22 protein-coding genes and 1 tRNA gene are annotated in these 23517 nt (G+C 69.7%); 8 read left to right on the top strand and 15 right to left on the bottom strand.

Features of this window, described 5'->3' with window-relative positions; genetic code table 11:
• Positions 1 to 42: 42 nt before the first annotated feature.
• The 3 genes from CCN44_RS47380 to CCN44_RS18115 all read right to left on the bottom strand — a co-directional run bounded on the left by CCN44_RS47380 (position 43) and on the right by CCN44_RS18115 (position 2599).
• Positions 43 to 174, bottom strand: a complete 132-nt coding sequence (locus CCN44_RS47380) for a hypothetical protein (protein WP_260335156.1) — start codon at positions 172 to 174, stop codon at positions 43 to 45.
• Positions 171 to 1199, bottom strand: coding sequence for a helix-turn-helix transcriptional regulator (locus CCN44_RS18120; protein WP_086698247.1), 1029 nt, complete (start codon positions 1197 to 1199; stop codon positions 171 to 173). The genes CCN44_RS47380 and CCN44_RS18120 overlap by 4 nt, the downstream gene beginning before the upstream one ends.
• Before the next feature lie 293 nt (positions 1200 to 1492).
• Entirely contained in the window at positions 1493 to 2599 is a 1107-nt protein-coding gene (locus CCN44_RS18115; RefSeq protein ID WP_059250244.1) for a sugar ABC transporter substrate-binding protein, read from the bottom strand.
• Between the two features lie 292 nt (positions 2600 to 2891).
• On the opposite strand from CCN44_RS18115, the gene CCN44_RS18110 reads away from it, so the two are divergent.
• Positions 2892 to 4310, top strand: a complete 1419-nt coding sequence (locus tag CCN44_RS18110) for a fibronectin type III domain-containing protein (protein WP_086698246.1) — start codon at positions 2892 to 2894, stop codon at positions 4308 to 4310.
• A gap of 54 nt (positions 4311 to 4364) precedes the next feature.
• On the opposite strand, the gene CCN44_RS18105 is transcribed toward CCN44_RS18110, so the two are convergent.
• From CCN44_RS18105 to CCN44_RS18085, 5 genes are all read right to left on the bottom strand, one after another.
• Positions 4365 to 4832 (bottom strand): heat shock protein transcriptional repressor HspR, encoded by a 468-nt coding sequence (locus tag CCN44_RS18105; RefSeq protein WP_059255065.1) that lies wholly within the window; start codon positions 4830 to 4832, stop codon positions 4365 to 4367.
• Between the two features lie 5 nt (positions 4833 to 4837).
• A complete protein-coding gene (dnaJ, locus tag CCN44_RS18100; protein WP_059250242.1) occupies positions 4838 to 6004 on the bottom strand; it encodes a molecular chaperone DnaJ in 1167 nt (388 codons plus the stop codon).
• A 36-nt stretch (positions 6005 to 6040) separates the two neighbouring features.
• Positions 6041 to 6694, bottom strand: a complete 654-nt coding sequence (grpE, locus tag CCN44_RS18095) for a nucleotide exchange factor GrpE (protein WP_059250241.1) — start codon at positions 6692 to 6694, stop codon at positions 6041 to 6043.
• The gene (gene dnaK / locus CCN44_RS18090) at positions 6691 to 8535 is read right to left on the bottom strand and encodes a molecular chaperone DnaK (protein WP_059250240.1); all 1845 of its coding nucleotides are present in this window, start codon (positions 8533 to 8535) and stop codon (positions 6691 to 6693) included. The genes grpE and dnaK overlap by 4 nt, the downstream gene beginning before the upstream one ends.
• Before the next feature lie 94 nt (positions 8536 to 8629).
• On the bottom strand, positions 8630 to 9649 hold the full coding sequence (locus CCN44_RS18085) for an MraY family glycosyltransferase (protein ID WP_086698245.1): 1020 nt from the start codon (positions 9647 to 9649) through the stop codon (positions 8630 to 8632).
• A 223-nt stretch (positions 9650 to 9872) separates the two neighbouring features.
• Between CCN44_RS18085 and CCN44_RS18080 the strand changes: the two genes are divergently transcribed.
• The gene (locus CCN44_RS18080) at positions 9873 to 12140 is read left to right on the top strand and encodes a (Fe-S)-binding protein (protein ID WP_086698244.1); all 2268 of its coding nucleotides are present in this window, start codon (positions 9873 to 9875) and stop codon (positions 12138 to 12140) included.
• Positions 12141 to 12224: 84 nt separating this feature from the next.
• Here CCN44_RS18080 and CCN44_RS18075 read toward each other — a convergent pair whose 3' ends face one another.
• The gene (locus tag CCN44_RS18075) at positions 12225 to 12551 is read right to left on the bottom strand and encodes an antibiotic biosynthesis monooxygenase family protein (protein WP_059250237.1); all 327 of its coding nucleotides are present in this window, start codon (positions 12549 to 12551) and stop codon (positions 12225 to 12227) included.
• Positions 12552 to 12708: 157 nt separating this feature from the next.
• Here CCN44_RS18075 and CCN44_RS18070 point away from each other — a divergent pair, with 157 nt between their 5' ends.
• Complete coding sequence (locus CCN44_RS18070) at positions 12709 to 13746, top strand: Yip1 family protein (RefSeq protein ID WP_208639791.1); 1038 nt, start codon at positions 12709 to 12711, stop codon at positions 13744 to 13746.
• Positions 13747 to 13905: 159 nt separating this feature from the next.
• Here CCN44_RS18070 and CCN44_RS18065 read toward each other — a convergent pair whose 3' ends face one another.
• Both CCN44_RS18065 and dcd read right to left on the bottom strand, forming a co-directional pair.
• Positions 13906 to 14409 carry a phosphoribosyltransferase gene (locus CCN44_RS18065; protein WP_086698243.1) on the bottom strand — a complete coding sequence of 168 codons (504 nt, stop codon included), beginning with the start codon at positions 14407 to 14409 and terminating at the stop codon, positions 13906 to 13908.
• A gap of 13 nt (positions 14410 to 14422) precedes the next feature.
• Positions 14423 to 14998 carry a dCTP deaminase gene (gene dcd / locus CCN44_RS18060; RefSeq protein WP_059250234.1) on the bottom strand — a complete coding sequence of 192 codons (576 nt, stop codon included), beginning with the start codon at positions 14996 to 14998 and terminating at the stop codon, positions 14423 to 14425.
• 531 nt (positions 14999 to 15529) lie between these two features.
• Here dcd and CCN44_RS18055 point away from each other — a divergent pair.
• Positions 15530 to 15603: transfer RNA gene (locus CCN44_RS18055), tRNA-Gly, on the top strand.
• A 390-nt stretch (positions 15604 to 15993) separates the two neighbouring features.
• Here CCN44_RS18055 and CCN44_RS18050 read toward each other — a convergent pair.
• Both CCN44_RS18050 and CCN44_RS18045 read right to left on the bottom strand, forming a co-directional pair.
• Positions 15994 to 16392: a type II toxin-antitoxin system VapC family toxin gene (locus CCN44_RS18050; protein WP_086698242.1), complete on the bottom strand. Its 399-nt coding sequence runs from the start codon at positions 16390 to 16392 to the stop codon at positions 15994 to 15996.
• A complete protein-coding gene (locus CCN44_RS18045) occupies positions 16389 to 16667 on the bottom strand; it encodes a hypothetical protein (protein WP_086698241.1) in 279 nt (92 codons plus the stop codon). The genes CCN44_RS18050 and CCN44_RS18045 overlap by 4 nt, the downstream gene beginning before the upstream one ends.
• A gap of 634 nt (positions 16668 to 17301) precedes the next feature.
• Between CCN44_RS18045 and CCN44_RS18040 the strand changes: the two genes are divergently transcribed.
• The 3 genes from CCN44_RS18040 (at position 17302) to CCN44_RS18030 (ending at position 20607) form a co-directional block, all read left to right on the top strand.
• A complete protein-coding gene (locus CCN44_RS18040) occupies positions 17302 to 18555 on the top strand; it encodes an ice-binding family protein (protein ID WP_086698240.1) in 1254 nt (417 codons plus the stop codon).
• A 215-nt stretch (positions 18556 to 18770) separates the two neighbouring features.
• Positions 18771 to 19409, top strand: coding sequence for a DUF5819 family protein (locus CCN44_RS18035; RefSeq protein ID WP_237481493.1), 639 nt, complete (start codon positions 18771 to 18773; stop codon positions 19407 to 19409).
• A 22-nt stretch (positions 19410 to 19431) separates the two neighbouring features.
• Positions 19432 to 20607 carry an HTTM domain-containing protein gene (locus CCN44_RS18030; RefSeq protein ID WP_107502082.1) on the top strand — a complete coding sequence of 392 codons (1176 nt, stop codon included), beginning with the start codon at positions 19432 to 19434 and terminating at the stop codon, positions 20605 to 20607.
• Positions 20608 to 21087: 480 nt separating this feature from the next.
• Here CCN44_RS18030 and CCN44_RS18020 read toward each other — a convergent pair whose 3' ends face one another.
• Complete coding sequence (locus tag CCN44_RS18020; RefSeq protein WP_086698239.1) at positions 21088 to 22128, bottom strand: SGNH/GDSL hydrolase family protein; 1041 nt, start codon at positions 22126 to 22128, stop codon at positions 21088 to 21090.
• A gap of 180 nt (positions 22129 to 22308) precedes the next feature.
• Positions 22309 to 22701, bottom strand: coding sequence for a glycine cleavage system protein GcvH (gene gcvH, locus CCN44_RS18015; protein ID WP_086698238.1), 393 nt, complete (start codon positions 22699 to 22701; stop codon positions 22309 to 22311).
• A 343-nt stretch (positions 22702 to 23044) separates the two neighbouring features.
• Between gcvH and CCN44_RS18010 the strand changes: the two genes are divergently transcribed.
• Entirely contained in the window at positions 23045 to 23398 is a 354-nt protein-coding gene (locus CCN44_RS18010) for a hypothetical protein (protein ID WP_208639790.1), read from the top strand.
• Positions 23399 to 23517: the final 119 nt, after the last annotated feature.

Genomic DNA, 23517 nt, shown 5'->3' with positions numbered 1-23517 from the left:
CGCCGGCGCGGTGCCGACGCCCCGTCCCTGATCGGCACCGGGTCACTGCACCCCGCCGTGGACGACCCCGGACGGCTGGACCCCGTGGAAGAACGTGCGGGCCGCTCGGCTGCGCATCGCCGGGCTCGCCGCCGTGCCGGGCAGCGAGAGCCGGGCACGGTGCGGCTGTCTCATCGAGTGGTCGGGGGTTCCTGGTCCGCAGCGGTGAGGGCGGGACGGTGGCCGTCCAGGCCGACCTGGGCGATGCGGACGCCGAGTTGGGTGCGGCTGGCCGCGCCGAGGGTCTCCGAGAGGCGGGCGATGTGGGCCCGGCAGGTCCGCACGCTGATGCCGAGGCGCTCGGCGATGACCGCGTCCTGGTGCCCCTCGGCGAGCAGCGCGGCGATGGACTGCTCGCGGTGCGAGATGCCCTCGATGCCCGTGTCCGGCAGCGGCGCCGTCAGCGGGATCGCCAGGCGCCAGAGGCGTTCGAAGACCGTCACCAGGTATTCCACCAGGGCGGGGTGGCGCAGTTCGAGGGCCATGGTGCGGTCGGCGTTGGCGGGGATGAACGCCACCGTGCGGTCGAAGAGGATGAGCCGGTCGATGACCTCGTCCAGGGTGCGGGCCTCGACCGCGTCACCCATCAGTTCGAGGTAGTTGAGCAGGCCCTGGCCGTGCCGGGCCACATGGGTGTACAGGTCGCGCATCCGCACGCCCCGGCCGCGCAGCGCCAGCGCCCGGTGCAGGCCCTCGGTGAGTTCGGCCTCCCGCCGGATGCCGCCGGGCTGCACGGTGAGCACCTCGGTGGTGCACGCCTCGGTCGCCTCGTCCATCGCGGCCTGGATGCGGGAGAGCCCGTCCAGGACCCGGATCGCGGTGCCCTCGGCGGGGGTCGTCAGGGCCCGCAGGTGCCGGCCCAGGTCCGCGTACCACTCGAACGCGGCCACCGCCGAGCCCACCCGCCGCTGACTCTCGCTGACCTCGTCGTAGACCCCGCGCAGCAGCCGGGTCATGACCTCCTGCGGGGAGGTCGGCACGAGCCAGTCCATGTCGTCCGGGTCGGGGTGCAGCAGGGCGAGTTCCAGCAGGCAGGGCACCGGTTCGGCGTCCGTGCGCGGCACTCGTCCCCGGCGCACGGCACGGGAGTACACCCGGTCCCCGGCCTCGCACAGCCGGTCCGCACCGTGAGGATGCTCCTCCGCCCCGCGCCCGGCCATCGCCCATTCCACCCCCGGTGTGCTGCCACTTCCGCAGCGCAACTATGCGGGGCGCCCAACCGGGTCCGCAACACGGCTCGCTCCACGGCGGTCAGCGAAAAGCCCGGCTCTGTCCGGGTTTCGACACCGCTCCGCCCTGCGCGTCGCCACAAGACGACGGTGGTGGCGCGGGCGTCGCCCCGGCATCGAGGGTGCCGCTCCGGCCCGGGTGCCGGCGGCACCCGGAGCGGTCCCGGCCGGGGTACCTGCACCCCGCCGGGGCCGCGTGCGGAAGCCGGGCCGGGCCGGGCCGTCTACTTGAGGCCGATCGCCGCGCAGGCCGCCTTGTACTTGGCGGTGCAGATCTCGTCGACGCTGTAGATGCCGTCCTCGATGACGGTGTCCTTGACGGTGCGCTTGGTGAGGGCGCTCACCTGGACCAGCCGGGCCGGGATGTCCTTGGTGGTGGGGCTGTCCACCCGGTCCTGGGTGAGGGCGTCGAACTGGATGTCCTTGCCCTGGATCTTGGTGACGGCCATCTGCGCGGCGGCCTCGGCCTCGTCGGGGTAGGACTTGTAGACGCTCATGTACTGCTCGCCGCCGACGACCCGCTGCACCGCGTCCAGTTCGGCGTCCTGGCCGGTGACCGGGGGCAGCTCGGTGACGCCTGCGGCCTTCAGGGCCTTGATGACGCCGCCCGCCATGCCGTCGTTGGCGGAGTAGACGCCGGCGATGTTGTTCTTGCCGATCTGCGCGATGGCCTTGGCCATGTTGGCCTCGGCGTTCTCCGGCTTCCAGTCGGTGGTGTCGAAGCTCGCCGCGATGTCCACCTTGCCGTTCAGCTCGGAGAGCGCGCCCTCCTTGAACTGCTTGGCGTTCGGGTCGGTGGGCGAGCCGTTCATCATGACGACCTTGTCGGAGGTGTCGACGCCCGATCCCAGGGCCTCCAGCAGGCTGCGGCCCTGCACCTCGCCGACGAGTTCGTTGTCGAAGGAGATGTACGCGTCGATCGGGCCCTCGGCGAGACGGTCGTAGGCGATGACCGGGATGCCGGCGTCCTTGGCCTTCTGCACGTCCTCGGCGATGGCGTGCGCGTCGACGGCGTCGAGCAGGATGACGTCGACCTTGGCGTCGATCATGTTCTGCATCTGCTCGGACTGCCGGGCGGCGCTGGCGTCCGCGTTGGCGTACTGCACCTTGCCCTGGTTCTTGGTGAGTTCGGCCACCTTGTCCTTGATGATGGGGTAGTCGAACTTCTCGTAGCGGGTGTTCGCCTTCTCCGGCAGCAGCAGGCCCACGGTGACGTCGTTGCCCTTGGTCGGGCTTGCGCTCGCACCGTCCCCCGTCGCGTTCAGCACGCCGCAGCCGGCGAGCGAGAGGGTCATCGTGGACGCGGCCACGGATATGGCGATTCGACGCATTCGAGGGCTCACTTCAGGTGCGTTCCGGACGTGGGTGTTGCAATACGACCCAGGTGACTGAAAAGACAACGCGGAGCCCGTACCCGGCGTCAAGAAGAATCACTTAACGAGTGCGCAACACCACGCTCAGCTTCCCTGTGAAGGTCGCGCGAAACCCCCTTCAAATGCCCTTTACGGACCGGACATCCCAGGCACTTCAGGGGTTCGGCCAGTCCGGTACAACCAACCCGGTTCACCACGAGTCGTGATCACGACGGCCCCGCGCCGCGCTCCGACTCGATCAGAGGACCGAATGAACTCAGCCAGTCGTACGACCGCCTCGGCCGTCGTACTCGCCGCCGCCGGCGCCCTGCTCGGCGTGGCCGCCCCGCCCGCGACCGCTGCCACGAACTGCGCCTCACCGGTCTATACCCGGCAGTTCTTCGCGAACACCACCTTCTCCGGCACTCCGAAGAAGACCGACTGCGACAGCGCGATCGACCAGCAGTGGGGCACCGGCGCCCCGGCCACGGGTCTGCCCCGGGACAACTTCGGCGTCCGCTGGACCGTCACCCGCGACTTCGGCTCCGGCGGCCCCTTCGCCCTGACGGCCGCCGCCCAGGACGGGATCCGGGTGTACCTGGACGGCACCCGCAAGGTCGACCTCTGGAAGAACGTCTCGACGACGCAGAAGAAGACCGTCAACGTCACGATCCCGTCCGGGAAGCACACGCTCCGCGTGGACTTCGTGAACTGGACCGGCTCCGCGAACGTCTCCTTCGCCTACACGCCCCGCACCTCCCCCGACGTCGACACGGTCAAGCCCCTGGTGCCGGCCGGGACCTCGGTGGCCTACGACCCCGCGACCGGCCGGGCGAAGCTCACCTGGGCGAAGAACAAGGAGATGGACCTCGCCGGCTACCGCGTCTACCGGCGGCTGCAGGGCACCGCGTACGGCGCCGCACCGCTGGCGACGACCACCGGCACCACGTACACCGACAGCACCCTCCCGGTGACCGGCGAGACGTACTACTACGAGGTCCGCGCCTACGACAAGGCCGGCAACACGTCGGCGGGCACGGCCGACAAGCCGGTCACCACCGCCGACCGGGTCGCGCCCGCCGTCCCGGCCGACGTGAAGGTCACCGACGAGTCGGAGGCCGGCGGCGTGCGGGTCGGCTGGAGCGCCGTGCCCGGCGCGGTCTCGTACCGGGTGTACCGGGCGGGCGACGCGGGCGGCACCTACACCAGCCTCGGCAGCACCGACCAGCTCTCCTACCGGGACGCCACGGCGCAGGTGGGCAGCGAGTACTTCTACCGGGTGAGCGCGCTGGACGCGGCGGGCAACGAGTCCGCCCGGTCCGCCGCCGTCAGCGGCGAGCGCCGGGACGACACCCCGCCGCCGCTGGTCACCGGGTTGACGGCCACCCCGACCGCGTACGGCTTCGACCTGGCGTGGGACGAGAACCCGGCCCCCGACCTGCACCGGTACGTCGTCTACACGGGCCGGATCCTGAGCGACGGCGAGGACCGGGTCTGCTCCGGGAGCCAGACGGCCTGGCTGATGCCCGGCGACACCTCGTACCGGTACGAGACCGTTCCCGACGGCGAGGAGCGCTGCTTCTTCGTGGACGCCTACGACACGTCCTGGAACTCCCTCTACGAGTGGACCGGCAAGGCGACCGTGGTGGTCGCGACCGAGCGGGACACCCCGAGCGAGCCGACCTCCTGAGACAGCGCGAGGGGCCCGGAGATCCGGGCCCCTCGCGTCGTACGCCGGTGCGCGTCAGTCCTGCTGCTGCCGCTTGGGCCGCCAGACCACCAGCGCGCTGGTCTGCTGGACCTCCTGGTACGGGACCAGGTCGCGGCGGTAGGAGGCGTGCACGGCGGCCTCGCGCTGCTGCATCGCGGCCGCCGCGCCGTCCAGGGCCGCCTCCAGCTCCGCGACGCGGGACTGGAGCGCGGCGACCTGGTTCTCCAGTTCGATGATCCGCTTGATGCCGGCCAGGTTGATGCCCTCGTCCTGCGACAGCTGCTGCACCTGGCGGAGCAGCTCGATGTCCCGGGCCGAGTAGCGCCGGCCCCGGCCCGCGGTGCGGTCCGGGGAGACCAGGCCCAGACGGTCGTACTGGCGCAGCGTCTGCGGGTGGAGTCCGGACAGCTGGGCCGCCACCGAGATGACGTAGACCGGGGTCTCATCAGTCAGTTCGTACGGTGAAAAACCCCCGCGCTGACGGGGACGACGGCCGTCCATCACTCTCAAGCTCCCTTCGCGGCCTCGAACAGCTCCGCCCGCGGGTCCTCGCCCGCGGTCGCCTCGCGATACGCCTCCAGCGCGTCACGAGCCTTCCCCGACAGGTCCGTGGGGACACGCACCTCGACGGTGACCAGCAGATCGCCGCGGGTGCCGTCCTTGCGGACCGCGCCCTTGCCCCGCGCCCGCATGGTCCGGCCGTTCGGCGTGCCGGGCGGCAGCTTCAGGGTGACGGCCGGGCCGCCGAGGGTGGGCACCCGCACCTCGCCGCCGAGGGCCGCCTCGGCGAACGTCACCGGCACGGTGACGGTGAGGTTGTCGCCCTTGCGCCCGAACACCGGGTGCTCGCCGACATGGACGACCACGTAGAGGTCGCCGGCCGGGCCGCCCCGCTCGCCGGGCGCGCCCTTGCCGCGCAGCCGGATCCGCTGCCCGTCGGTGACGCCCGCCGGGATGCGGACCTGCATGGTCCGGGAGGACTTGGCGCGCCCGCTGCCCTTGCACTCCAGGCAGGGGTGCTCGGCGATCAGGCCGCGGCCCTTGCAGTCGGGGCAGGGGTCGGTGAGCGAGAAGCCGCCACCGGAGCCCCGCGCGACCTGACCGGTGCCGACGCAGGTCGGGCACACGCTCGGCGTGCCGTTCTTGTCGCCGGTGCCCGAGCAGGCCTTGCAGGGTGCCTGGGAGGACATCCTGAGGGGCACCGTGGCGCCCTCGATGGCCTCCGTGAAGCTCAGCGTGACCTCGGACTCGACGTCCTGGCCGCGCCGGGGCTGGGTACGCGTGCCCGCGGCACCGCCGCGGTTGAACAGGCCCCCGAAGACGTCACCGAGTCCTCCGCCGAAGCCTCCGCCCTGGGCGCCGCCTCCGAAGAGGTCGCCCAGGTCGAAGTTGAAGGAGCCGCCGGCCGCGCCCGGTCCGGGGCGGAAGCCGCCGTTGCCGAACAGCGCGCGCGCCTCGTCGTACTCCTTGCGCTTCTTGGGGTCGCCGAGGACGTCGTTCGCCTCGGAGATCTCCTTGAAGCGCTCCTCGGCCCGGGCGTTGCCCTTGTTGGCGTCCGGGTGGAACTCGCGGGCGAGCTTCCGGTACGCCTTCTTGATCTCGGCCTCGGTGGCGTCCTTGGGGACGCCGAGGACCTTGTAGTAGTCCTTCTCGATGAAGTCCTTGGTGCTCATCCCCGACGTCCCTCCTTTCCGCTCACATACGAAACGTCAGCCCTCTTCAGAGCTGTTGTCCTTCTCCTCGTCGGCCGGCTTCTCGTCGGCCCCTTCGGCCTTGACCGTCTGCGCGCCGGGCTGCGGCTCGGCGACGGCCACCCGCGCGGGGCGGATGGTGCGCTCGCCGATGCGATACCCCGGCTGCAGGATCGCCACGCAGGTCGTCTCGGTGACGTCCGGCGCGTAGCTGTGCATCAGGGCCTCGTGGATCGTCGGGTCGAAGGGCTCGCCCTCCTTGCCGAACTGCTGGAGGCCCATCTTGGCCGCGACGGTCTCCAGCGACTCGGCCACCGACTTGAAGCCGCCGACCAGTTCGCCGTGTTCCCGGGCCCGGCCGATGTCGTCGAGCACGGGGAGGAGTTCGGTCAGGAGGTTCGCGATGGCGATCTCCCGGACCGCGACCCGGTCGCGCTCGACCCGGCGGCGGTAGTTCTGGTACTCGGCCTGGAGCCGCTGGAGGTCCGCCGTGCGCTCGTTCAGCGCCGTGCGCACCTGGTCCAGCTGGGCGACCAGACCGGCGTCCGCTGCGTTCGCGTCCCCGGCCGGGGCCGCCCCCTCCTCGGGGGCGGCCTTCGGCTCGGCGTCGTCGGAGGTGGCGCCGGAGGGGACGTCGGGCTTCTCCTCGAAGCCCGGGGTCTCCTCCGTCACGCGGCACCGTCCTTGCGCTCGTCGTCCACGATCTCGGCGTCCACGACGTCGTCGTCGGCGGCCTTGGCACCGCCGGCGGTCGCGCCCTCGGGGCCGCCCGCGGCCTGCTGGGCGTCGGCGTACATGGCCTGGCCGAGCTTCTGCGAGACCGCCGCGACCTTCTCGGTGGCGGTGCGGATCTCGGCGGTGTCCTCGCCCTTGAGCTTCTCCTTCAGCTCGGCGACGGCGGCCTCGACCTCGGTCTTGACCTCACCGGGGACCTTGTCCTCGTTGTCCTTGAGGAACTTCTCGGTCTGGTAGACGAGCTGCTCGCCCTGGTTGCGGGCCTCGGCGGCCTCGCGGCGGCGGTGGTCCTCCTCCGCGTATTGCTCGGCCTCCTGGCGCATGCGGTCGACCTCGTCCTTCGGCAGCGAGGAGCCGCCGGTGACGGTCATCTTCTGCTCCTTGCCCGTGCCCAGGTCCTTCGCGGTCACGTGCATGATGCCGTTGGCGTCGATGTCGAAGGAGACCTCGATCTGCGGGACGCCGCGCGGCGCCGGCGGCAGACCGGTCAGCTCGAACATGCCGAGCTTCTTGTTGTACGCCGCGATCTCGCGCTCGCCCTGGTAGACCTGGATCTGCACGGACGGCTGGTTGTCCTCGGCCGTCGTGAAGATCTCGGAGCGCTTGGTCGGGATCGTGGTGTTGCGCTCGATCAGCTTGGTCATGATGCCGCCCTTGGTCTCGATACCGAGGGACAGCGGGGTGACGTCGAGCAGCAGGACGTCCTTGACCTCGCCCTTGAGGACACCGGCCTGGAGCGAGGCGCCGATGGCGACGACCTCGTCCGGGTTCACACCCTTGTTGGCCTCCTTGCCGCCGGTCAGCTCCTTGACCAGCTCGGCGACGGCGGGCATACGGGTGGAGCCACCGACGAGGACGACGTGGTCGATCTCGTTGATGGAGATGCCGGCGTCCTTGATGACGTTGTGGAACGGCGTCTTGCAGCGCTCCAGCAGGTCGGCCGTCAGCTGCTGGAACTGAGCCCGGGTGAGCTTCTCGTCCAGGTGCAGCGGGCCCTCGGCGGACGCCGTGATGTACGGCAGGTTGATCGAGGTCTCGGTGGAGGAGGACAGCTCGATCTTGGCCTTCTCGGCGGCCTCGCGGAGGCGCTGAAGGGCCATCTTGTCCTTGGACAGGTCCACGCCGTGACCGGACTGGAACTGCTTGACCAGGTAGTCCACGACGCGCTGGTCCCAGTCGTCACCACCGAGGTGGTTGTCACCGTTGGTGGCCTTCACCTCGACGACGCCGTCGCCGATCTCCAGGAGGGACACGTCGAAGGTGCCGCCACCGAGGTCGAAGACGAGGATCGTCTGGTCGTCCTTGTCGAGGCCGTAGGCGAGCGCCGCCGCGGTCGGCTCGTTGACGATGCGCAGGACGTTCAGACCGGCGATCTCGCCGGCCTCCTTCGTGGCCTGGCGCTCGGAGTCGTTGAAGTAGGCCGGGACGGTGATGACCGCGTCCGTGACCTTCTCGCCCAGGTAGGCCTCGGCGTCCCGCTTCAGCTTCTGCAGGATGAACGCGGAGATCTGCTGCGGGTTGAAGTCCTTCCCGTCCAGCGCGATCTTCCAGTCGGTGCCCATGTGGCGCTTGACGGACCGGATGGTCCGGTCGACGTTGGTGACCGCCTGGCGCTTGGCCACCTCGCCGACGAGCACCTCGCCGTTCTTGGCGAAGGCGACGACGGACGGCGTGGTCCTGGCACCCTCGGCGTTGGTGATGACGGTGGGCTCGCCGCCCTCCAGAACGCTGACGACGGAGTTAGTCGTGCCCAGGTCGATGCCGACCGCACGTGCCATGGTTGATTCCTCCAGCTGACTTGAGTGGAACAGGCTCAAGTGTGCCCGAGGAGACCCGCCGGGTCAACAGACCTGAGTCGGCCGGACTCAACTCTTATCCGTTTCTTACGCGCAAGTGCCCGCTGACCTGCGTCGATGCCGAGCGGCGACCCTGCGGGACGGGGATCAGAAGAAGGGCGAGAACGGCGACGACCACCCCGCCGGCCACCCAGAGCACGGCCTGCCCCCCGGTCCACCCGGTGTGCACCAGCACCCCCACCAGCACCGAGGAGAAGGACCCGGCCCCGAGCAGCACGACCGAGCCCTGCGGGGTGAGCCCGAGCCGCCGCAGCCGGTGCGCGAGGTGGTCCGGGCCGCGCCGCAGCAGCGGGCGGCGGGCCACCCCGCGGGCGAGGACCACGAGCAGGGCGTCGGCGACGGCCACCGCCCCGAGGCAGAACACCACCGCCGCGCTCGGCCCGATGTCGTACCCCGCGCGCGTGAAGACGACCGCCGAGGACAGCACGAACCCGGTGAACAGCGAGCCGCAGGCGCCGAGCCCGATCCGCGCGGGATGCCAGTTGTGCATCAGGAAGCCGGTGAGGGCGGCGGCGACCACGCTGAGCAGGACGGCGAGCCCGTCCATCACCTCGGCGGCGGCGCAGGCCCCCGCCCCGAAGGCGGTGACCACCCCCACCGTCCCGGCCAGCCCGTCGGCGTGGTCGAGCCCCTTGAAGGCGAGGGTGGCGAGGACGATCCAGCCGACGGCCAGCAGCCCGCCCGGCACGCCCGTCTCGTCGTACGGCACGACGCAGGCCGCCGCCACGACCGTCCCCGCGACGAGCACGCGCGCGCGGAGCCGCCACACGTCGGCCACCAGGCCGAGGCCGGCGACCGCGGCGGCGGCGATGAGCAGCTCGGCGACCCCGTCCCCGAGCGGGGCGACCCGGGTCCACTCCCCCATTCCGGCGACCAGGCAGGTGACGGCCACGACGGCGAGGCCGCCGAGGAGCGGCAGGGGCCGCTGCCGGCGCCGGTCGAGGATGTGGGCCCTCTGGGCGGGCAGCCGGAGCGCCGCCGCGAGCACGGCGGTGCAGAGCAGGGCGGCGGTAGCGGCGGCGATCCCGTAGAGCACGGCTCTAAGGTAGGGGCGAAAGTATCAATTCGGTACGAATAACACGATCGGATTGCCTACAGAGGGCGGACGCAGGTCACCCTCAGCGACCCAGATCACCCCGCGCTCTGCTGCATCACGAAGGAAGATGGGGGTAGTCTCAGACGGACTACATAAGTTACCGCTTAGTAACGACGATCAGCTCAGACAGCTCGTTCAGACCGAGGCCGCCTCAGGAGCCCCAATGCAACTCGCCGCGATCATCGTGTCGCTGGTCCTGATCGTGGTCGGCGTGGCACTGTTCGGCCGCGCCCTCCTCCAGATCTACAACCACATGCAGCTGGGCCAGCCGGTCCCGGCCGGCACGCGGACCAACGATCCCACACAGCGCACCATCACCGTGGTCCGGGAGTTCCTCGGCCACACCCGGATGAACCGCTGGGGCATCGTGGGCGTGGCGCACTGGTTCGTCGCGGTGGGCTTCTTCACGCTGCTGCTGACGATCGTCAACGCCTTCGGGCAGCTGTTCAAGGCGGACTGGATCCTGCCGGTCCTCGGCGACTGGGCGCCGTACAACATCTACGTCGAGTTCATCGGCACGATGACGGTGGTCGGCATCCTCGCCCTGATCGTCATCCGCCAGCTGAGCCATCCGCGCAAGCCGGGCCGCAAGTCCCGCTTCGCCGGCTCCAACTTCGGCCAGGCGTACTTCGTCGAGACCGTCATCCTCATCGTCGGCGTCTGCATCTTCATGCTGCACGCCCTGGAGGGCGCCCAGCACCACGTGGACGGCTACGAGGCCTCGTTCTTCATCTCGTACCCGGTCGTGTCGTGGCTGGAGGGCATGGACGTCTCCACCCTCCAGAACCTCACCTACTTCTTCGCCGGCCTGAAGATCGCGACCTCCTTCATCTGGATGATCACGGTCTCCCTGAAGACCGACATGGGTGTGGCCTGGCACCGCTTCCTGGCCTTCCCGAACATCTGGTTCAAGCGCAACGCCACCGGTGAGACCTCCCTCGGCGCCCTGCTCCCGATGACCTCGGGCGGCAAGCCGATCGACTTCGAGGACCCGGGCGAGGACGACGTCTTCGGCGTCTCCCAGGTCGAGCAGTTCTCCTGGAAGGGCCTGCTGGACTTCTCCACCTGCACCGAGTGCGGTCGCTGCCAGTCGCAGTGCCCCGCCTGGAACACCGGCAAGCCGCTCTCCCCGAAGCTGCTGATCATGTCCCTGCGGGACCACGCGCACGCCAAGGCGCCGTACCTGCTGGCCGGCGGCGGCAAGACCATGGAGGGCGAGGAGAAGGCCTCCGAGGAGGCCCTGAAGGACGTCCCCGCCGCGGCGCTGGCGGAGGCCGAGCGCCCGCTGATCGGCACCGCCGAGGAGAACGGCGTCATCGACCCGGACGTGCTGTGGTCCTGCACCACCTGCGGCGCCTGCGTCGAGCAGTGCCCGGTCGACATCGAGCACGTCGACCACATCGTGGACATGCGCCGCTACCAGGTCATGATCGAGAGCGCCTTCCCCTCCGAGGCGGGCACCATGCTCAAGAACCTGGAGAAGAAGGGCAACCCCTGGGGCCTGGCCAAGAAGCAGCGCCTGGAGTGGACCAAGGAGGTCGACTTCGAGGTCCCGGTCGTCGGCAAGGACATCGAGGACCTCACCGAGGTCGACTACCTGTACTGGGTCGGCTGCGCGGGCGCCCTGGAGGACCGCGCCAAGAAGACCACGAAGGCCTTCGCCGAGCTGCTGCACATCGCGGGCGTCAAGTTCGCGATCATGGGCGGCGACGAGAAGTGCACCGGTGACTCCGCCCGCCGCCTCGGCAACGAGCCCCTGTTCCAGGAACTGGGCATGGAGAACGTCGCCGCGCTGAACATGGCCTTCGGCGAGGACGACGAGGACCCGGCCACCAAGAAGCCGAAGTCCGCCAAGAAGATCGTCGCCACCTGCCCGCACTGCCTCAACACGCTCGGCAACGAGTACCCGCAGCTCGGCGGCGACTACGAGGTCATCCACCACACCCAGCTGCTGCAGCACCTGGTGGACGAGGGCAAGCTGATCCCGGTCACCCCGGTCGAGGGCATCATCACCTACCACGACCCGTGCTACCTGGGCCGCCACAACAAGATCTACACGCCCCCGCGCGAGATCATCGGCAAGGTCCCGGGCCTGCGCAACGAGGAGATGCACCGCCACAAGGAGCGCGGCTTCTGCTGCGGCGCCGGTGGTGCGCGCATGTGGATGGAGGAGCGGATCGGCAAGCGCATCAACAACGAGCGCGTCGACGAGGCCCTCTCCCTCAACCCCGACATCGTGTCGACGGCCTGCCCGTTCTGCCTCGTCATGCTGACCGACTCGGTCAACGGCAAGAAGAACGACGGCAAGGCCAAGGAGTCCATCCAGGTCGTGGACGTCGCCCAGCTGCTGCTCGACTCCGTCAAGACGCCGGCCGACCCGGCGGGCGAGGAGGAGACCGAGAGCACGCCGGAGCCGGAGCCGGTGAAGTAACTCCCGGCCGGAGCCGGCGCACCAGCTCCCGACGCGACGACGGCGCCCCCTGCCCCGCACAGGCAGGGGGCGCCGTCGTTCGCGCTACGCGTTCTTGGGACCGGCCTGCTGCACCACCTCGAAGGACCACAGGGTCGAGCCGGAGGCCGCCGGCTTCGGGCGCTCGCCGCCCTCGCCGCCGCCCTGGTGCGCGGACTTCATCGGCCCCTCCATCCAGGCCTGGAACGACTCCTCGTCCCGCCAGCGGGTGTAGACGAGGTAGGTGTCGGTGCCCTCGACGGGGCGCAGCAGCTCGAACCACTCGAAGCCGTCGGAGTTCTCCACCGCGTGGGCCCGCGAGGCGAACCGCTTCTCCAGCACCTCCCGCTGCTCGGCGGGAACGGTCAGCACATTGATCTTCACTACGCTCATGGACCCATCCTGGACCATGGCCCCGGCCGCCACACCGATCCCGACCGTTGCCGCGTCTGGGCCTCCTGCACCCGTACGCAACCCCGGAGGGACCCGGAGGAACCCCGGGAGGAGCCCGGAGGGATCCCGCAGGGAACTGCTGACGGTCCCTTAGGGGATGTCACAGGTCGGCCGCAAAGCCGGGCCCGGACCACCGGGCCGGGCCCATCGGCCGCCCGGACCAGGTACGTTCGATGACGTGGCTGGATTCAGGATCGGACGCGGGGGCCGGGACAACCGCACCCCCCAAGGACAACAGGCGCCCCAGGGACCGTCGTACGGGCACGGGCGCGGCCCCGCTCAGCCCGGGGGACCGTCGTACGGCCAGCCGCCGTACGGCCGACCGGGCCCGGGCCCCTCGTACGGCTACCCGTCGGCGCCGCAGCCGTCGTACCCGCAGCAGGGGCAGCCGTACGGCTACCCGGGGCCGGCCGACGACGGGCCGGAGTACTTCGGCGACGGCGGCCACCCGGGCCACGGGCACGGCGGGCACGACCCGTACGCGGCCAACAACCCGGGCCACACCCAGGCCTTCTCCATCGACGAGGCCGCCGACTACACCCAGGGCTCCACCTACCAGGCCGGTTCGGCCGCCGCGCCCGCCGCCCCGATCGGCCCGCCGCTGCACTGGAAGGAACTGCTGAAGGGGATCGTCCTCTCCCCGAACGAGACGTTCCTGCGCATGCGGGACTACACGATGTGGCTGCCCGCCCTCATCGTGACCTTCCTCTACGGCCTGCTCGCGGTCTTCGGCTTCGACGGCGCCCGCCAGGACGCGATCAGCGCGACGCTGTCCAACGCGGTCCCGATCGTGCTGATCACGGCCGTCGTGATGGTGCTCGGCCTGTTCGTCCTGGGCGTGGTCACCCACACCCTGGCCCGCCAGCTCGGCGGTGACGGCGCCTGGCAGCCCACGGTCGGCCTGTCCATGCTGATCACGGCCCTCACGGACGCGCCCCGCCTGATCGTCGCCATGTTCTTCGGCGGCGACGCCGGCTTCGTCCAGATCCTCGGCTGGGCCACCTGGATCGGCGCGGGCGCCCTGCTGACCCTGATGGTCTCCCGCTCCCACGACCTGCCGTGGCCGAAGGCGCTGGGGGCGTCGGCGATCCAGCTGGTCGCGCTGCTGTCGATCGTGAAGCTGGGCACGTTCTAGTTCGTCCGACCACGCGAAAAGGGCCTCCGGCTGCCGCGCCGAAGGCCCTTTCCCATGTCTCTCTCGGATCTCTCGGATCTCTCGGATCTCTCGGATCTCTCGGATCTCTCCGAACCGCCGGAGCCGCCGGAACGGCCAGAACCGCCGGGACGGCCGGAACTAGGCGTCGAGAACCTGTCCGGCACGCTGCACGACGGGCGGCTCGACGCTCCACGGGAAGTTGATCCAGTCGTCCGTCCGCTTCCAGACGTACTCGCACTTCACGAGGGAGTGGGACTTCTCGTAGATCACCGCGGACCGCACCTCGGCGACGGTGTCCAGACAGAAGTCGCGGACCAGCTTCAAGGTCTTGCCGGTGTCGGCGACGTCGTCGGTGATCAGCACCTTCTTGTCGGAGAAGTCGATCACGTTGGGCACCGGGGCGAGCATGACCGGCATCTCCAAGGTGGTGCCGACGCCCGTGTAGAACTCGACGTTCACGAGGTGGATGTTCTTGCAGTCGAGGGCGTAGGCGAGCCCGCCGGCCACGAACACACCACCGCGGGCGATGCTCAGCACGATGTCGGGCTCGTACCCGTCGTCCGCGATGGTCTGCGCCAGCTCGCGGATGGCGGTGCCGAACCGCTCGTAGGTCAGATTCTCCCGCACGTCTGCGCTGCTCATGCTGTAGTCGCCCTCACACCTGGGTCCGATGGAAATTGAGGAAGGACCGCGAGGCGGTCGGCCCGCGCTGCCCCTGGTACCGGGAGCCGTAGCGCTCGCTGCCGTACGGGGACTCGGCGGGCGAGGTCAGCCGGAACATGCACAGCTGGCCGATCTTCATACCCGGCCACAGCTTGATCGGAAGCGTGGCGAGGTTGGACAGCTCCAGGGTGACGTGCCCGCTGAACCCGGGGTCGATGAACCCGGCGGTGGAGTGGGTGACCAGCCCGAGCCGGCCGAGCGAACTCTTGCCCTCGAGCCGCGAGGCGAGATCGTCGGGAAGCGTGATGACCTCGTAGGTGGAGGCGAGCACGAACTCCCCGGGGTGCAGGATGAACGGCTCATCGCCCTCGGGCTCGACCAGGCGGGTCAGGTCGGCCTGCTCGATGGAGGGGTCGATGTGGGGGTACCGGTGATTCTCGAACACCCGGAAGTACCGGTCCAGCCGCACGTCGATGCTCGACGGCTGCACCATGGATTCGTCGTAGGGATCGATCCGTACCCGCCCGGCGTCGATCTCGGCCCGGATGTCCTTGTCTGAGAGAAGCACGTAGCGAGGATACGCAAGGCGCGCGGAGCCGTGGCAATCACGACGGCCCCGCGCGCCCGCTGTCACGCGCCGACTACGGTCGGTTCGCCTTTCCCTCCGTCACCGCTTCTCCATGACGACAGGCACGGCACTGCGGAGCCGGGCACAGCGCGGGCACCGCACGAGCCGGCCGGGGCCGAGGCGCTCGGCCTGCTGCATCGGGAACGAAGCGGTGCTGAAGACGTGCCCGTCCGCGCATCGGACGACGGTGCGTTCCATCAAGTCCCTCAAGTCCCTTCCCCAAGAGCCGCGTCCGGCGTTGCTGCCCGGACGACAAAAGCCACATTACGGGATCAAAGAGACGACTCTCCACGCGGCACTCCGGCCCTCCCCCAGGCCTCCACGGTACGCCCCAACTCCGGCCACCGGCAGCCGGATCCCACCCCTGAAACCCACTCAGGCCCCCGGGGTCCGAACACCAGGGGCCTGCGATGATGTAGAGTGAGCAAGGTCCGGACACCGGCCCCTCCGGGGCACCTCGTCCGTACTTACGCGGGTGTAGTTTAATGGTAGAACATCAGCTTCCCAAGCTGAGAGCGCGAGTTCGATTCTCGTCACCCGCTCCAGATTGAAACCCCAGGTCAGCGGCCTGGGGTTTGCTTGTTGTCTAGTCCGACTTGGGGGCGGTGTGCCCTCCGCGTGCCCTAAGCGCAGGTGGAGCGGCACTTGAAAGGCCCCTGCGGGCCCGTCGCAGCGGAAGCAGTGCTGGATCATCTCGAATAGCGAGACGCATTTCATATGTCCTGCGCCGCAACGTGGCGCCTGATGCGCGAAGTCGCCTGCGCCGGGCTGCAGTTCGCACCAGGTGGACACTGCTCGCGATCGCCAATGCGGGAGTGGGATCGGATGACGCCGGCCCGGCTCCTGCTGCCGACAGCAGCTTCGACAGGGCGCCGGCGACTGCGGAGCAACTGTATGCACCCCTGAGGGCTGTGGCTGACCTGGCGCCGTAGGGCTCAGACCCGCTCGGGCCGGATGCGGGGGTGCCCGGCGGTGAGCATTCCGATGTCCTCCGCGTCTGAGGTCAGGATCGTCACCGGGCCCGAATGCTGGAGCGCGGTCGCGCACAGCATGGCGTCAATGGCGTACTTGTGGCCGTGCAGCGCTGCGGTCCGCAGCAGGCCGGCGGCGGACCGCGCGACGGCCTGGGTGACCGGCTCCACGCGGAGGCGGGACAGGGTCCACTTCAGGGCCGCGTCGTTGATCTTCGGGTGGATGACTTCCACCAGCACGGCGGCGGAGGTGACGACCGGCAGGTCGGCGTCCCGGGCAGCCGTCAGCCACTCATGGATCTCCCGGTCCCGCCGGACGGCCTTCACCAGGCCCTCGCTGTCCAGGACCAGGGCACCGCTCACGCAACCGCCCCGGCATCGGAGGTGTCGCCGGTCAGCCGGGCCCGTTTGGCCGCCACGGCCTCGGGGTCGGCCGGGCCGTGCGCCTTGTCGAAGTCGGCGATCAGCTCGTCAAGGTTGTCGCGCTCGATCTGCCGCTGCGCCGCCTTCTCCAGGTACGCCGACACGCCCCGCTTGCCGACCCGCGCCCGGATGGCCTGCAGGGTGCCGGCGGTCAGGGTGACGGAGATGCCACTCGTGGGCCCGTCACCGGGGAGGAAGTCCGCATCGCCAGCCATAACAGCCAGTATGCCATTGTAAATGGCATAACGATCGATGTGTGATCTCGATCTTCCCGTGCCGGGTGCACGGCGCTGAAGGGCGCGAGGGTTCCGGCATCGCACCTGGCCGGAGCCCCGCCCCCTATGGGCGGCGGCTTACGCCTGGCGTGCTCGTCGCTCATCCGACGCGCTCAGCTGCTGTCGCACCTCGGCGTCGATCCCCTGGGCCAGCCTGTTCCTTGTCGTTCTGGTGTACTGAGCTCCCTCGGACGCCGCCCAGCCGATCTTGGGGACACCTCGGCGTCCGAGGCGATTGCATGGGACTCCGCGAGCGGGGGTCGGCTGCTTCGCGTTGACTGAGCCGGCACAGTCCGCCGCTGGGCGACGTCCCCTCGCGGCCGGCGCCCCTGGGAGCGCTCGAAGATCCTTGTCGGACGTCCCGCCCATCCGGGAGAATGCGCCAGCTAATCGGAAGTATTCATTTCCCAATAACTGTCCGCGCATTCGGGGGATTCATTTTCTGCTCTGCCAAACCTCCCGTTAATTGCTATTGCCTCACACACATTCCTCCGTAATATGCAGCGACCAGATCAAGGCCCCGGGCGTTTCGTAGGGCCCGGTGCGCCACGGCCCGCACAGAATTGGCCTCTTGATGAAGCTGAAGATCCCTGAAATGGCCCGCCGCCGCACCGTGCCCGGCTTGCTGGCCTCGGCCCTCGCCGCGACGGTCGCCGCCGCGATGGTCGTCCTGTCGCCCGCCCAGGCAGTCGCCATCGCCACGCCTGTACCGCTGGCCACCGCCGCGAGCTTCTCCGTTCTGGCGGGTGCGGGGGTCACCAACACCGGCCCCACGGTGATCGGTCACGATCTCGGGACGCACCCGAATCCGGCCATCACCGGTTTCCCGCCCGGCGAGGTGCTCGGCGCGGTGCACGCCGCCGACGCCGTCGCGCTCCAGGCCAAGTCCGACCTGGTCACCGCGTACAACAACGCCGCCGGCCAGGCCACGGACTTCGCGCTCGCGGCGGGAATCGGCAACGGCACCACCCTGCTCCCGGGCGTCTACACCGCTTCCTCCGGTGTCGGGATCACCGGTGATCTGATCCTGGACGCCGGGGGCAACCCGAATTCGGTCTGGGTGTTCCAGATCCCGGAGGCCCTGACGACGGCGTCCTCCAGCCGGGTGCTCCTGACGAACGGCGCCTCGCCGTGCAACGTGTACTGGCAGATCGGGAGTTCGGCCACACTCGGCACCAATTCCACCTTCGTCGGCACCATCATGGCTCTGACGGACATCCACGTGACCACGGGGACGAACATCGAGGGACGGGCGCTTGCCCGCAATGGCGCCGTGACGCTCGACACGAACCGGATCTTCCTCAACTCCTGCTCCACCGGCACCACCGGCGGCACCACGACCGGAACGACCACCGGCACCACCACCGGGACCACCACCGGCACCACCGCCGGGACCACCGCCGGAACCACCGGCGGGACCAGCACGGGCGGATTGACGAGCGGCACCATCCTCGGCGCGACCGGTGGGGGCCTGATCAGCGGCGGCCTCCTGGGCGGCCCCCTCGTCACCGGGGGCACCCTCACCGCGGGCAACACCGCCGGTAACACGGGCAACACCGCCGGAAACGGCACCACCACCGGGAACACCGCGGGCAACACCACCGGTGGCGCCCCTGGGGGACACGGCGGTGCACCAGGCCATGAGAGCGGCCCCGGCCAGGGCAAGCCGGGCAACGAGCACCAGGGCGCGGACGGCAAGCCGGGCCATAGCCATGGCCACGATGAGAAGCCCAGCGTGCACAACGGCTACGGCTACGGCGACCAGCCGAAGATCGAAGAATACATGGACTACGGCGACTCCAAGGCCCACAAGAGCCACGAGGACTAGGCGACAGGGACGCGAAGTTCCTTCCTCGAATGACGGCGCGTGGCGGACCTCCATTCCGCCGCGCGCCGCCGGCGCAATTCCACAGAACTCCGAAGCGCCGGACAACGACAGGTGAGAAGGCAGGGTGGACGGTGTCGAGCGGAATTGAATCAGCGGTTGTGAGGAAACGGGAGGAGTCCGGTTCCGGACCGCTCCCGGGAGAAGGCCATGACACCGTGGACCCGCCCACCGCCAAGCCGCCCGTCGGTGCCCGCGTGCTGAGGGCCGCGCTGCACAGTGCCGTGGGCCTGTGCCTGGTGGTGGCCCTGGTCCATGTCGCGGTCGTCTTCCTCGCCGTGGCTCCCTCCAATGCCCTGTCACGGCGGTACAGCCAGCAGATCAACGCATGGGTGTACCCCCTCTTCGAACAGAACTGGCGGCTCTTCGCCCCCAACCCCGACTCCTTCAACCGGCAGATCCTGGCGAGAACCGCGCACAGCGACTCGGACGGGTCGATGCGGGTGAGCCCATGGCTGGACCTGACCGCCGTGGACCGTGCCGCGGTCACACACCACGTATTTCCGAGCCACACGGCTCAGAACCTCCTGCGCCGCGCCTGGTCCTCCTACGTCGACACGCACGGAGCGGACGACACGGCACGCTCGGAACGGGCCGCGATGATGCAGACGTATCTGAGCAACATCGCCGCGGATCGTGTCACCGACCACGACAAGAACCGCAGGTTCGGCTTCATTCAGCTTCGGGTCGTCACACGGCCCGTCGCCGCGCCGGACGCGACTGGCGGCAACCGCCCGTCGACACCTGTCGAGAACCGGCTCCTGCCCTGGTGGAAGGTGCCCCCCCATGGGAAGTGAACACAACCGCGAGGTCCCCGTCATGTCAGTCGAGCCAGACCACTCTGCGGGCCGGAAGCCCCTGCCGACGGGCACGGTTTCCGGACGGCTGCTCACCTGGGCCGGCGCTCTCTGGGCGCTCGTCACCGATCGGCCAGTCTCCCTCTACGCCTTGTCGGTTCTGCGGATCGGTTACGGGTCGCTCTACCTGGTCTTTCTCCTGCGTGAGTTCCCCCACCGGCACGAGATCTGGGGCCCCGGCTCCCCGTGGACACCCGCCCTGGCGGCACAGCTCTTCGACCAGACGGGCTGGTACAGCGTCCTGATCCTGTCGGACAGCCCTGTCTACTTCGAGCTGTGCTACGCGCTGGCTCTCGTGACGTGCGCCCTCTTCGTGCTGGGCTGGCGGACCCGGGCCACGTCCGTCCTGTTCGCCGTCGTGGTGACGTCGTTCCATGCGAGAGCGATCTTCATGACGGACGGGGGCGACAACCTGATCCTGTTGATGGCCCTGTACCTCGTGCTCACCTGCTGCGGCCGGCACTGGTCCCTGGACGCACGCAGAAGGCGGCGCGAGGCGGATCGTACGGACAGCGTGCCGCGGCGGGTACGGAAACCCTTCGCGCGGCAACTCGTGGCCGCCCGCGTCACGCTGACCACGGTGGTGCACAACTGCGCGGTCTTCGTCATCGCGGCACAGGTCTGTTTCCTGTACGGGTCAGCGGGTCTGTACAAAGTCCAGGGCTCTTTCTGGAGTGACGGCACCGCTCTCCACTACGTGCTGAACCTCGAACTCTTCCAGCCCTGGCCGGTGCTCTCCCACGTCCTGGACCAGTACCCGATCGTGATCGCGGCTGTCGGCTACCTGACCGTCCTCTCCCAGGTCGCCTTCCCCTTCGTGCTGTTCGGCAGGCTCAAGTACCCCGTTCTCGTCATGCTGCTGAGCATGCACGTCGGCATCGCGGTGCTCCTGGGGCTGCCCCTCTTCTCGGGCGCGATGATCATCGCGGACGCCGTGTTCCTTCCCGACCGCTTCTACGCCGTCCTGCCCCGTCTCGTCCGGCGCGCGGCCCTGCGGTTCGGCATCCCGCTGCCGGCGCCCCGGCAGAAAACAGGACTCGGATGCGTGCCCCCGCAGGGCGGCCACCCGGAAAGCCGGGAAGAACGCGGGCCGGTGTCCCGCCCGGCAAGCGGTCACAGTCGTCCGGCCCGACGGTGACGCGGCTCAGCCACGGGCTTCCTCTTCTGTCTCCATCCGCCGATCCCCTGGTGCGTCAGCGTGATCATCGCGGGCGTATTGCCCCTCACCCAGTCGACGACGCCGCAGCCCTCGCTCTCCTGATACGTACAGGCAGCGGCCATGTCCTGCGCGGGGATACGGAGGTGGCCGCGGAGCTTCGCCCCATCGACACCCAGGAGGCGATCACCCTCGGCCGCTTCGTATCCCATAGGAGCACGCCCCGCATAGGTAACGGTCACCGGCCAGCCCTCTCCCCTCCGGGAGGACGGCACTGCCACAGCTCGCGCGCCTCCGGCAGCCACTTGGTCAGTTCCGGGGCTCGGCCCGTTGCGCACACCTGGAGGGGCTGGGTGGCGGGGCCGGCGTCGAGGGGTGGTCCCCTGTGCACGCCGGTCGGGGCCCCGGGACGCGCTGGTGTGCGGGGTGCCGGGGCTCCGGAGTCAGGGGCGGGCTGGTCGATCAGTGGTCGAGGAGGGCGACGCGGATGGCTCGTTCGACGTGGGCGGCGGTGTTGGCGTGGCCCTCGGCGTTGGGGTGGACCAGGGTGACGCGCTTGTCGAGGAGACGGCAGTTCAGTGCCGTGCCGATCTTGGCGGGCCAGTGGTCCTCGGCCTCGCCGCAGATCCCTTCGACCCACTTGGTGCCTGCGGGCCGGCAGGCGTCGTGGCCCACGCTGGAGGAGTAGACGTCGACGTAGCGGTCCCCGAAGAACGAGCTGACCTGCTGGATCGTGCGGTTCAGCGGGATGAGGACCTCGTCACGGAGCCAGTCGACGTCCGCGTGGGTGACCGGGCCGAGTTCGGTGAGGGCGAGGCGGTTGCAGGCGCTGCCCTCCTCCGGCAGGACGGCCGGGTAGCCGACCGTGATCACCTTGGCGTTGGGCGCGGCGGCGTGCACCCGGGCCAGCATCTCGATGTACTCGCCCTGGACCCGGGCGAGCTTGTCCTGGAGGTTCTCCTCGCCCTCGGGCGGGTTGGTGTAGTACTCGCGGCAGGACTTGCCGTTCCGGCCCTGTTCGATGCAGGTGAGGAGCATGCCGCCGAAGGGCAGGCTGTTGCCGCCGACGCCGATGGTGACGACGTCGGTCCGGTCGTCGAGCTTCGCCCGTTTGATCTGCGGGTCCACCGCGGACCAGCCGCCGGCGGGGGGCTGGACGGGGCTCATCGGGGTCTGCCTGGTCGTGGCGATGTCGGCGATGGTGGCACTGCTGCAGCTGACGTTCGTCAGGTGGACGGGCTTGCCCGGCGGGAACTCGGCGAGCTCCTGGTCGACCAGGTCGGGGTAGGCGTTGGTGGTGCGGTCGCAGCCGTCCCGCGACGCGTCGCCCAGGGCCGGCTGCGGGGCGCCGACGAAGCCGCCGGCGGTGTACGAGTCGCCGAGCGCGGCCCACTCGTACGAGTCGGCCGCACCGGCGGAGGCCGAGGGCACGAGCGCGGACACCGCCAGCGCGAGTCCGACGGCCAGCGCCCGCGTGCGCAGGCGGGAGACAGGGTGTCGCATGGATCCTCCAGGATCTGCACAGGACGCCCGGAGCAGGAACGTGACGCCGGGCGGAAGGCACCTCGGGCGCGATCATCCATGCCGCCGGCCTGCGTCTTCGGCCCATCGGAGCCGTCCTCCTCCGATCGGACCAACGATCGGATCTCTCGCTCCGCCGCCGGACGCCGCCTGCCAGCAGGGTCAGTCCGACTCCGCCTTGATGTACTCGATGTACTCGTCGGCGCTGAGGAGGCCGTCGGCGCTCGCCGGGCCGTCCGTGCGGAGCCGGATCACCCAGCCGTCGCCGTAGGGGTCGTCGTTGATCGACTCCGGGCTCTCGTTCAGGAGGTCGTTCACCTCGACGACCTCGCCGCTCACGGGCACGTAGACCTCGGACACGGCCTTCACCGACTCCACGCTGCCGAACGGCTCACCCGTCTGGAATCGGTCGCCCACCGCGGGCAGTTCGACGAAGACGACATCACCGAGTTGCTTCTGCGCGTGATCCGTCAGTCCGACCCGCACCAGGTCGCCGTCGACCTGGGCCCACTCGTGGTCCTTGCTGTACAGGCGGTCGTCCGGGGTGTTCGCCATGCCGGCCTCCGAGGCTCTGCTTCGTCGCTTCACGGATGTGACGACGGCCAGCCTGCGGCACGTCCGACCCGGGACGGAACCGAACACACTCGTACGAGTGAGCCGCGCTTCGCCGGACGGACCCCTGGTACGCCATACCGTCGGGGGCCGTGGCACGACGCCGAGTTCACCGACAGGGACCGGTCTCGTCCGCGCTCGCGGGTCAACGGAGGTGGTGGACACGGTCGGTGTATCCGGAAGGGGAACGATTCGGCATTCTCGTTCGGGGGACAAAGCGTCTATCCCGCAGGCGACGGGGCATCGCTGGCACTGACCGCACCGGTACCCGACAGAAAGAAACCCTGTGTCTCTTCGTTCCGTCACGGCGGCCGTCGGCGCCGCCTGCAGTGCCCTCGTGCTGCTTCTGGCCGTCCCGGGCTCGGCCTCCGCGGCGACCGGCCAGTTCCGCTACACCTACACCACCGCCGAGGGGTACGAGGCCGTCGGCTTCCTGAACAACCCCGCGAGCGGCACGTGCATCACCCTCTCCCCGCCTGCGGCCGAGCCCGGAGCAGTGTCAAGGGCGCCGAGGAACCTCACGGACGCCACCGCCACCGTCTTCCTCGACGCCGACTGCGAAGGGGGCATCTCCTACACGCTGCCGCCGGGCGCGGGGGCGTCCGGGCGTCTGCTGCTGCGCTCCGTCGTCTTCTCCTGAACAGCCGGCCCCGGGCGCGGCGGCGGGGTACCCCCGGCTGCGTCAGCGTCGCCAAGGCGAACATGAAGGACCTCCTGCGCACCCTGGACCCCGGCCGGCATCCGGTGGTCGTCATGGGG

The sequence above is a fragment of the Streptomyces tricolor genome, from assembly GCF_002155905.1.
GTDB classification, from domain to species: domain Bacteria; phylum Actinomycetota; class Actinomycetes; order Streptomycetales; family Streptomycetaceae; genus Streptomyces; species Streptomyces tricolor.
The sequence above is the reverse complement of the archived record's forward strand: the minus strand, read 5'-3'. Positions and strand labels throughout refer to the sequence as shown.

Coding starts and splice junctions, on each gene's coding strand:
- CCN44_RS47380 (WP_260335156.1), bottom strand. CDS start 174: ATGAGACAGCCGCACCGTGCCCGGCTCTCGCTGCCCGGCACGGCGGCG.
- CCN44_RS18120 (WP_086698247.1), bottom strand. CDS start 1,199: ATGGCCGGGCGCGGGGCGGAGGAGCATCCTCACGGTGCGGACCGGCTG.
- CCN44_RS18115 (WP_059250244.1), bottom strand. CDS start 2,599: ATGCGTCGAATCGCCATATCCGTGGCCGCGTCCACGATGACCCTCTCG.
- CCN44_RS18110 (WP_086698246.1), top strand. CDS start 2,892: ATGAACTCAGCCAGTCGTACGACCGCCTCGGCCGTCGTACTCGCCGCC.
- CCN44_RS18105 (WP_059255065.1), bottom strand. CDS start 4,832: ATGGACGGCCGTCGTCCCCGTCAGCGCGGGGGTTTTTCACCGTACGAA.
- dnaJ (WP_059250242.1), bottom strand. CDS start 6,004: ATGAGCACCAAGGACTTCATCGAGAAGGACTACTACAAGGTCCTCGGC.
- dnaK (WP_059250240.1), bottom strand. CDS start 8,535: ATGGCACGTGCGGTCGGCATCGACCTGGGCACGACTAACTCCGTCGTC.
- CCN44_RS18080 (WP_086698244.1), top strand. CDS start 9,873: ATGCAACTCGCCGCGATCATCGTGTCGCTGGTCCTGATCGTGGTCGGC.
- CCN44_RS18075 (WP_059250237.1), bottom strand. CDS start 12,551: ATGAGCGTAGTGAAGATCAATGTGCTGACCGTTCCCGCCGAGCAGCGG.
- CCN44_RS18070 (WP_208639791.1), top strand. CDS start 12,709: ATGTCACAGGTCGGCCGCAAAGCCGGGCCCGGACCACCGGGCCGGGCC.
- CCN44_RS18065 (WP_086698243.1), bottom strand. CDS start 14,409: ATGAGCAGCGCAGACGTGCGGGAGAATCTGACCTACGAGCGGTTCGGC.
- CCN44_RS18045 (WP_086698241.1), bottom strand. CDS start 16,667: ATGGCTGGCGATGCGGACTTCCTCCCCGGTGACGGGCCCACGAGTGGC.
- CCN44_RS18040 (WP_086698240.1), top strand. CDS start 17,302: ATGAAGCTGAAGATCCCTGAAATGGCCCGCCGCCGCACCGTGCCCGGC.
- CCN44_RS18030 (WP_107502082.1), top strand. CDS start 19,432: ATGTCAGTCGAGCCAGACCACTCTGCGGGCCGGAAGCCCCTGCCGACG.
- CCN44_RS18020 (WP_086698239.1), bottom strand. CDS start 22,128: ATGCGACACCCTGTCTCCCGCCTGCGCACGCGGGCGCTGGCCGTCGGA.
- gcvH (WP_086698238.1), bottom strand. CDS start 22,701: ATGGCGAACACCCCGGACGACCGCCTGTACAGCAAGGACCACGAGTGG.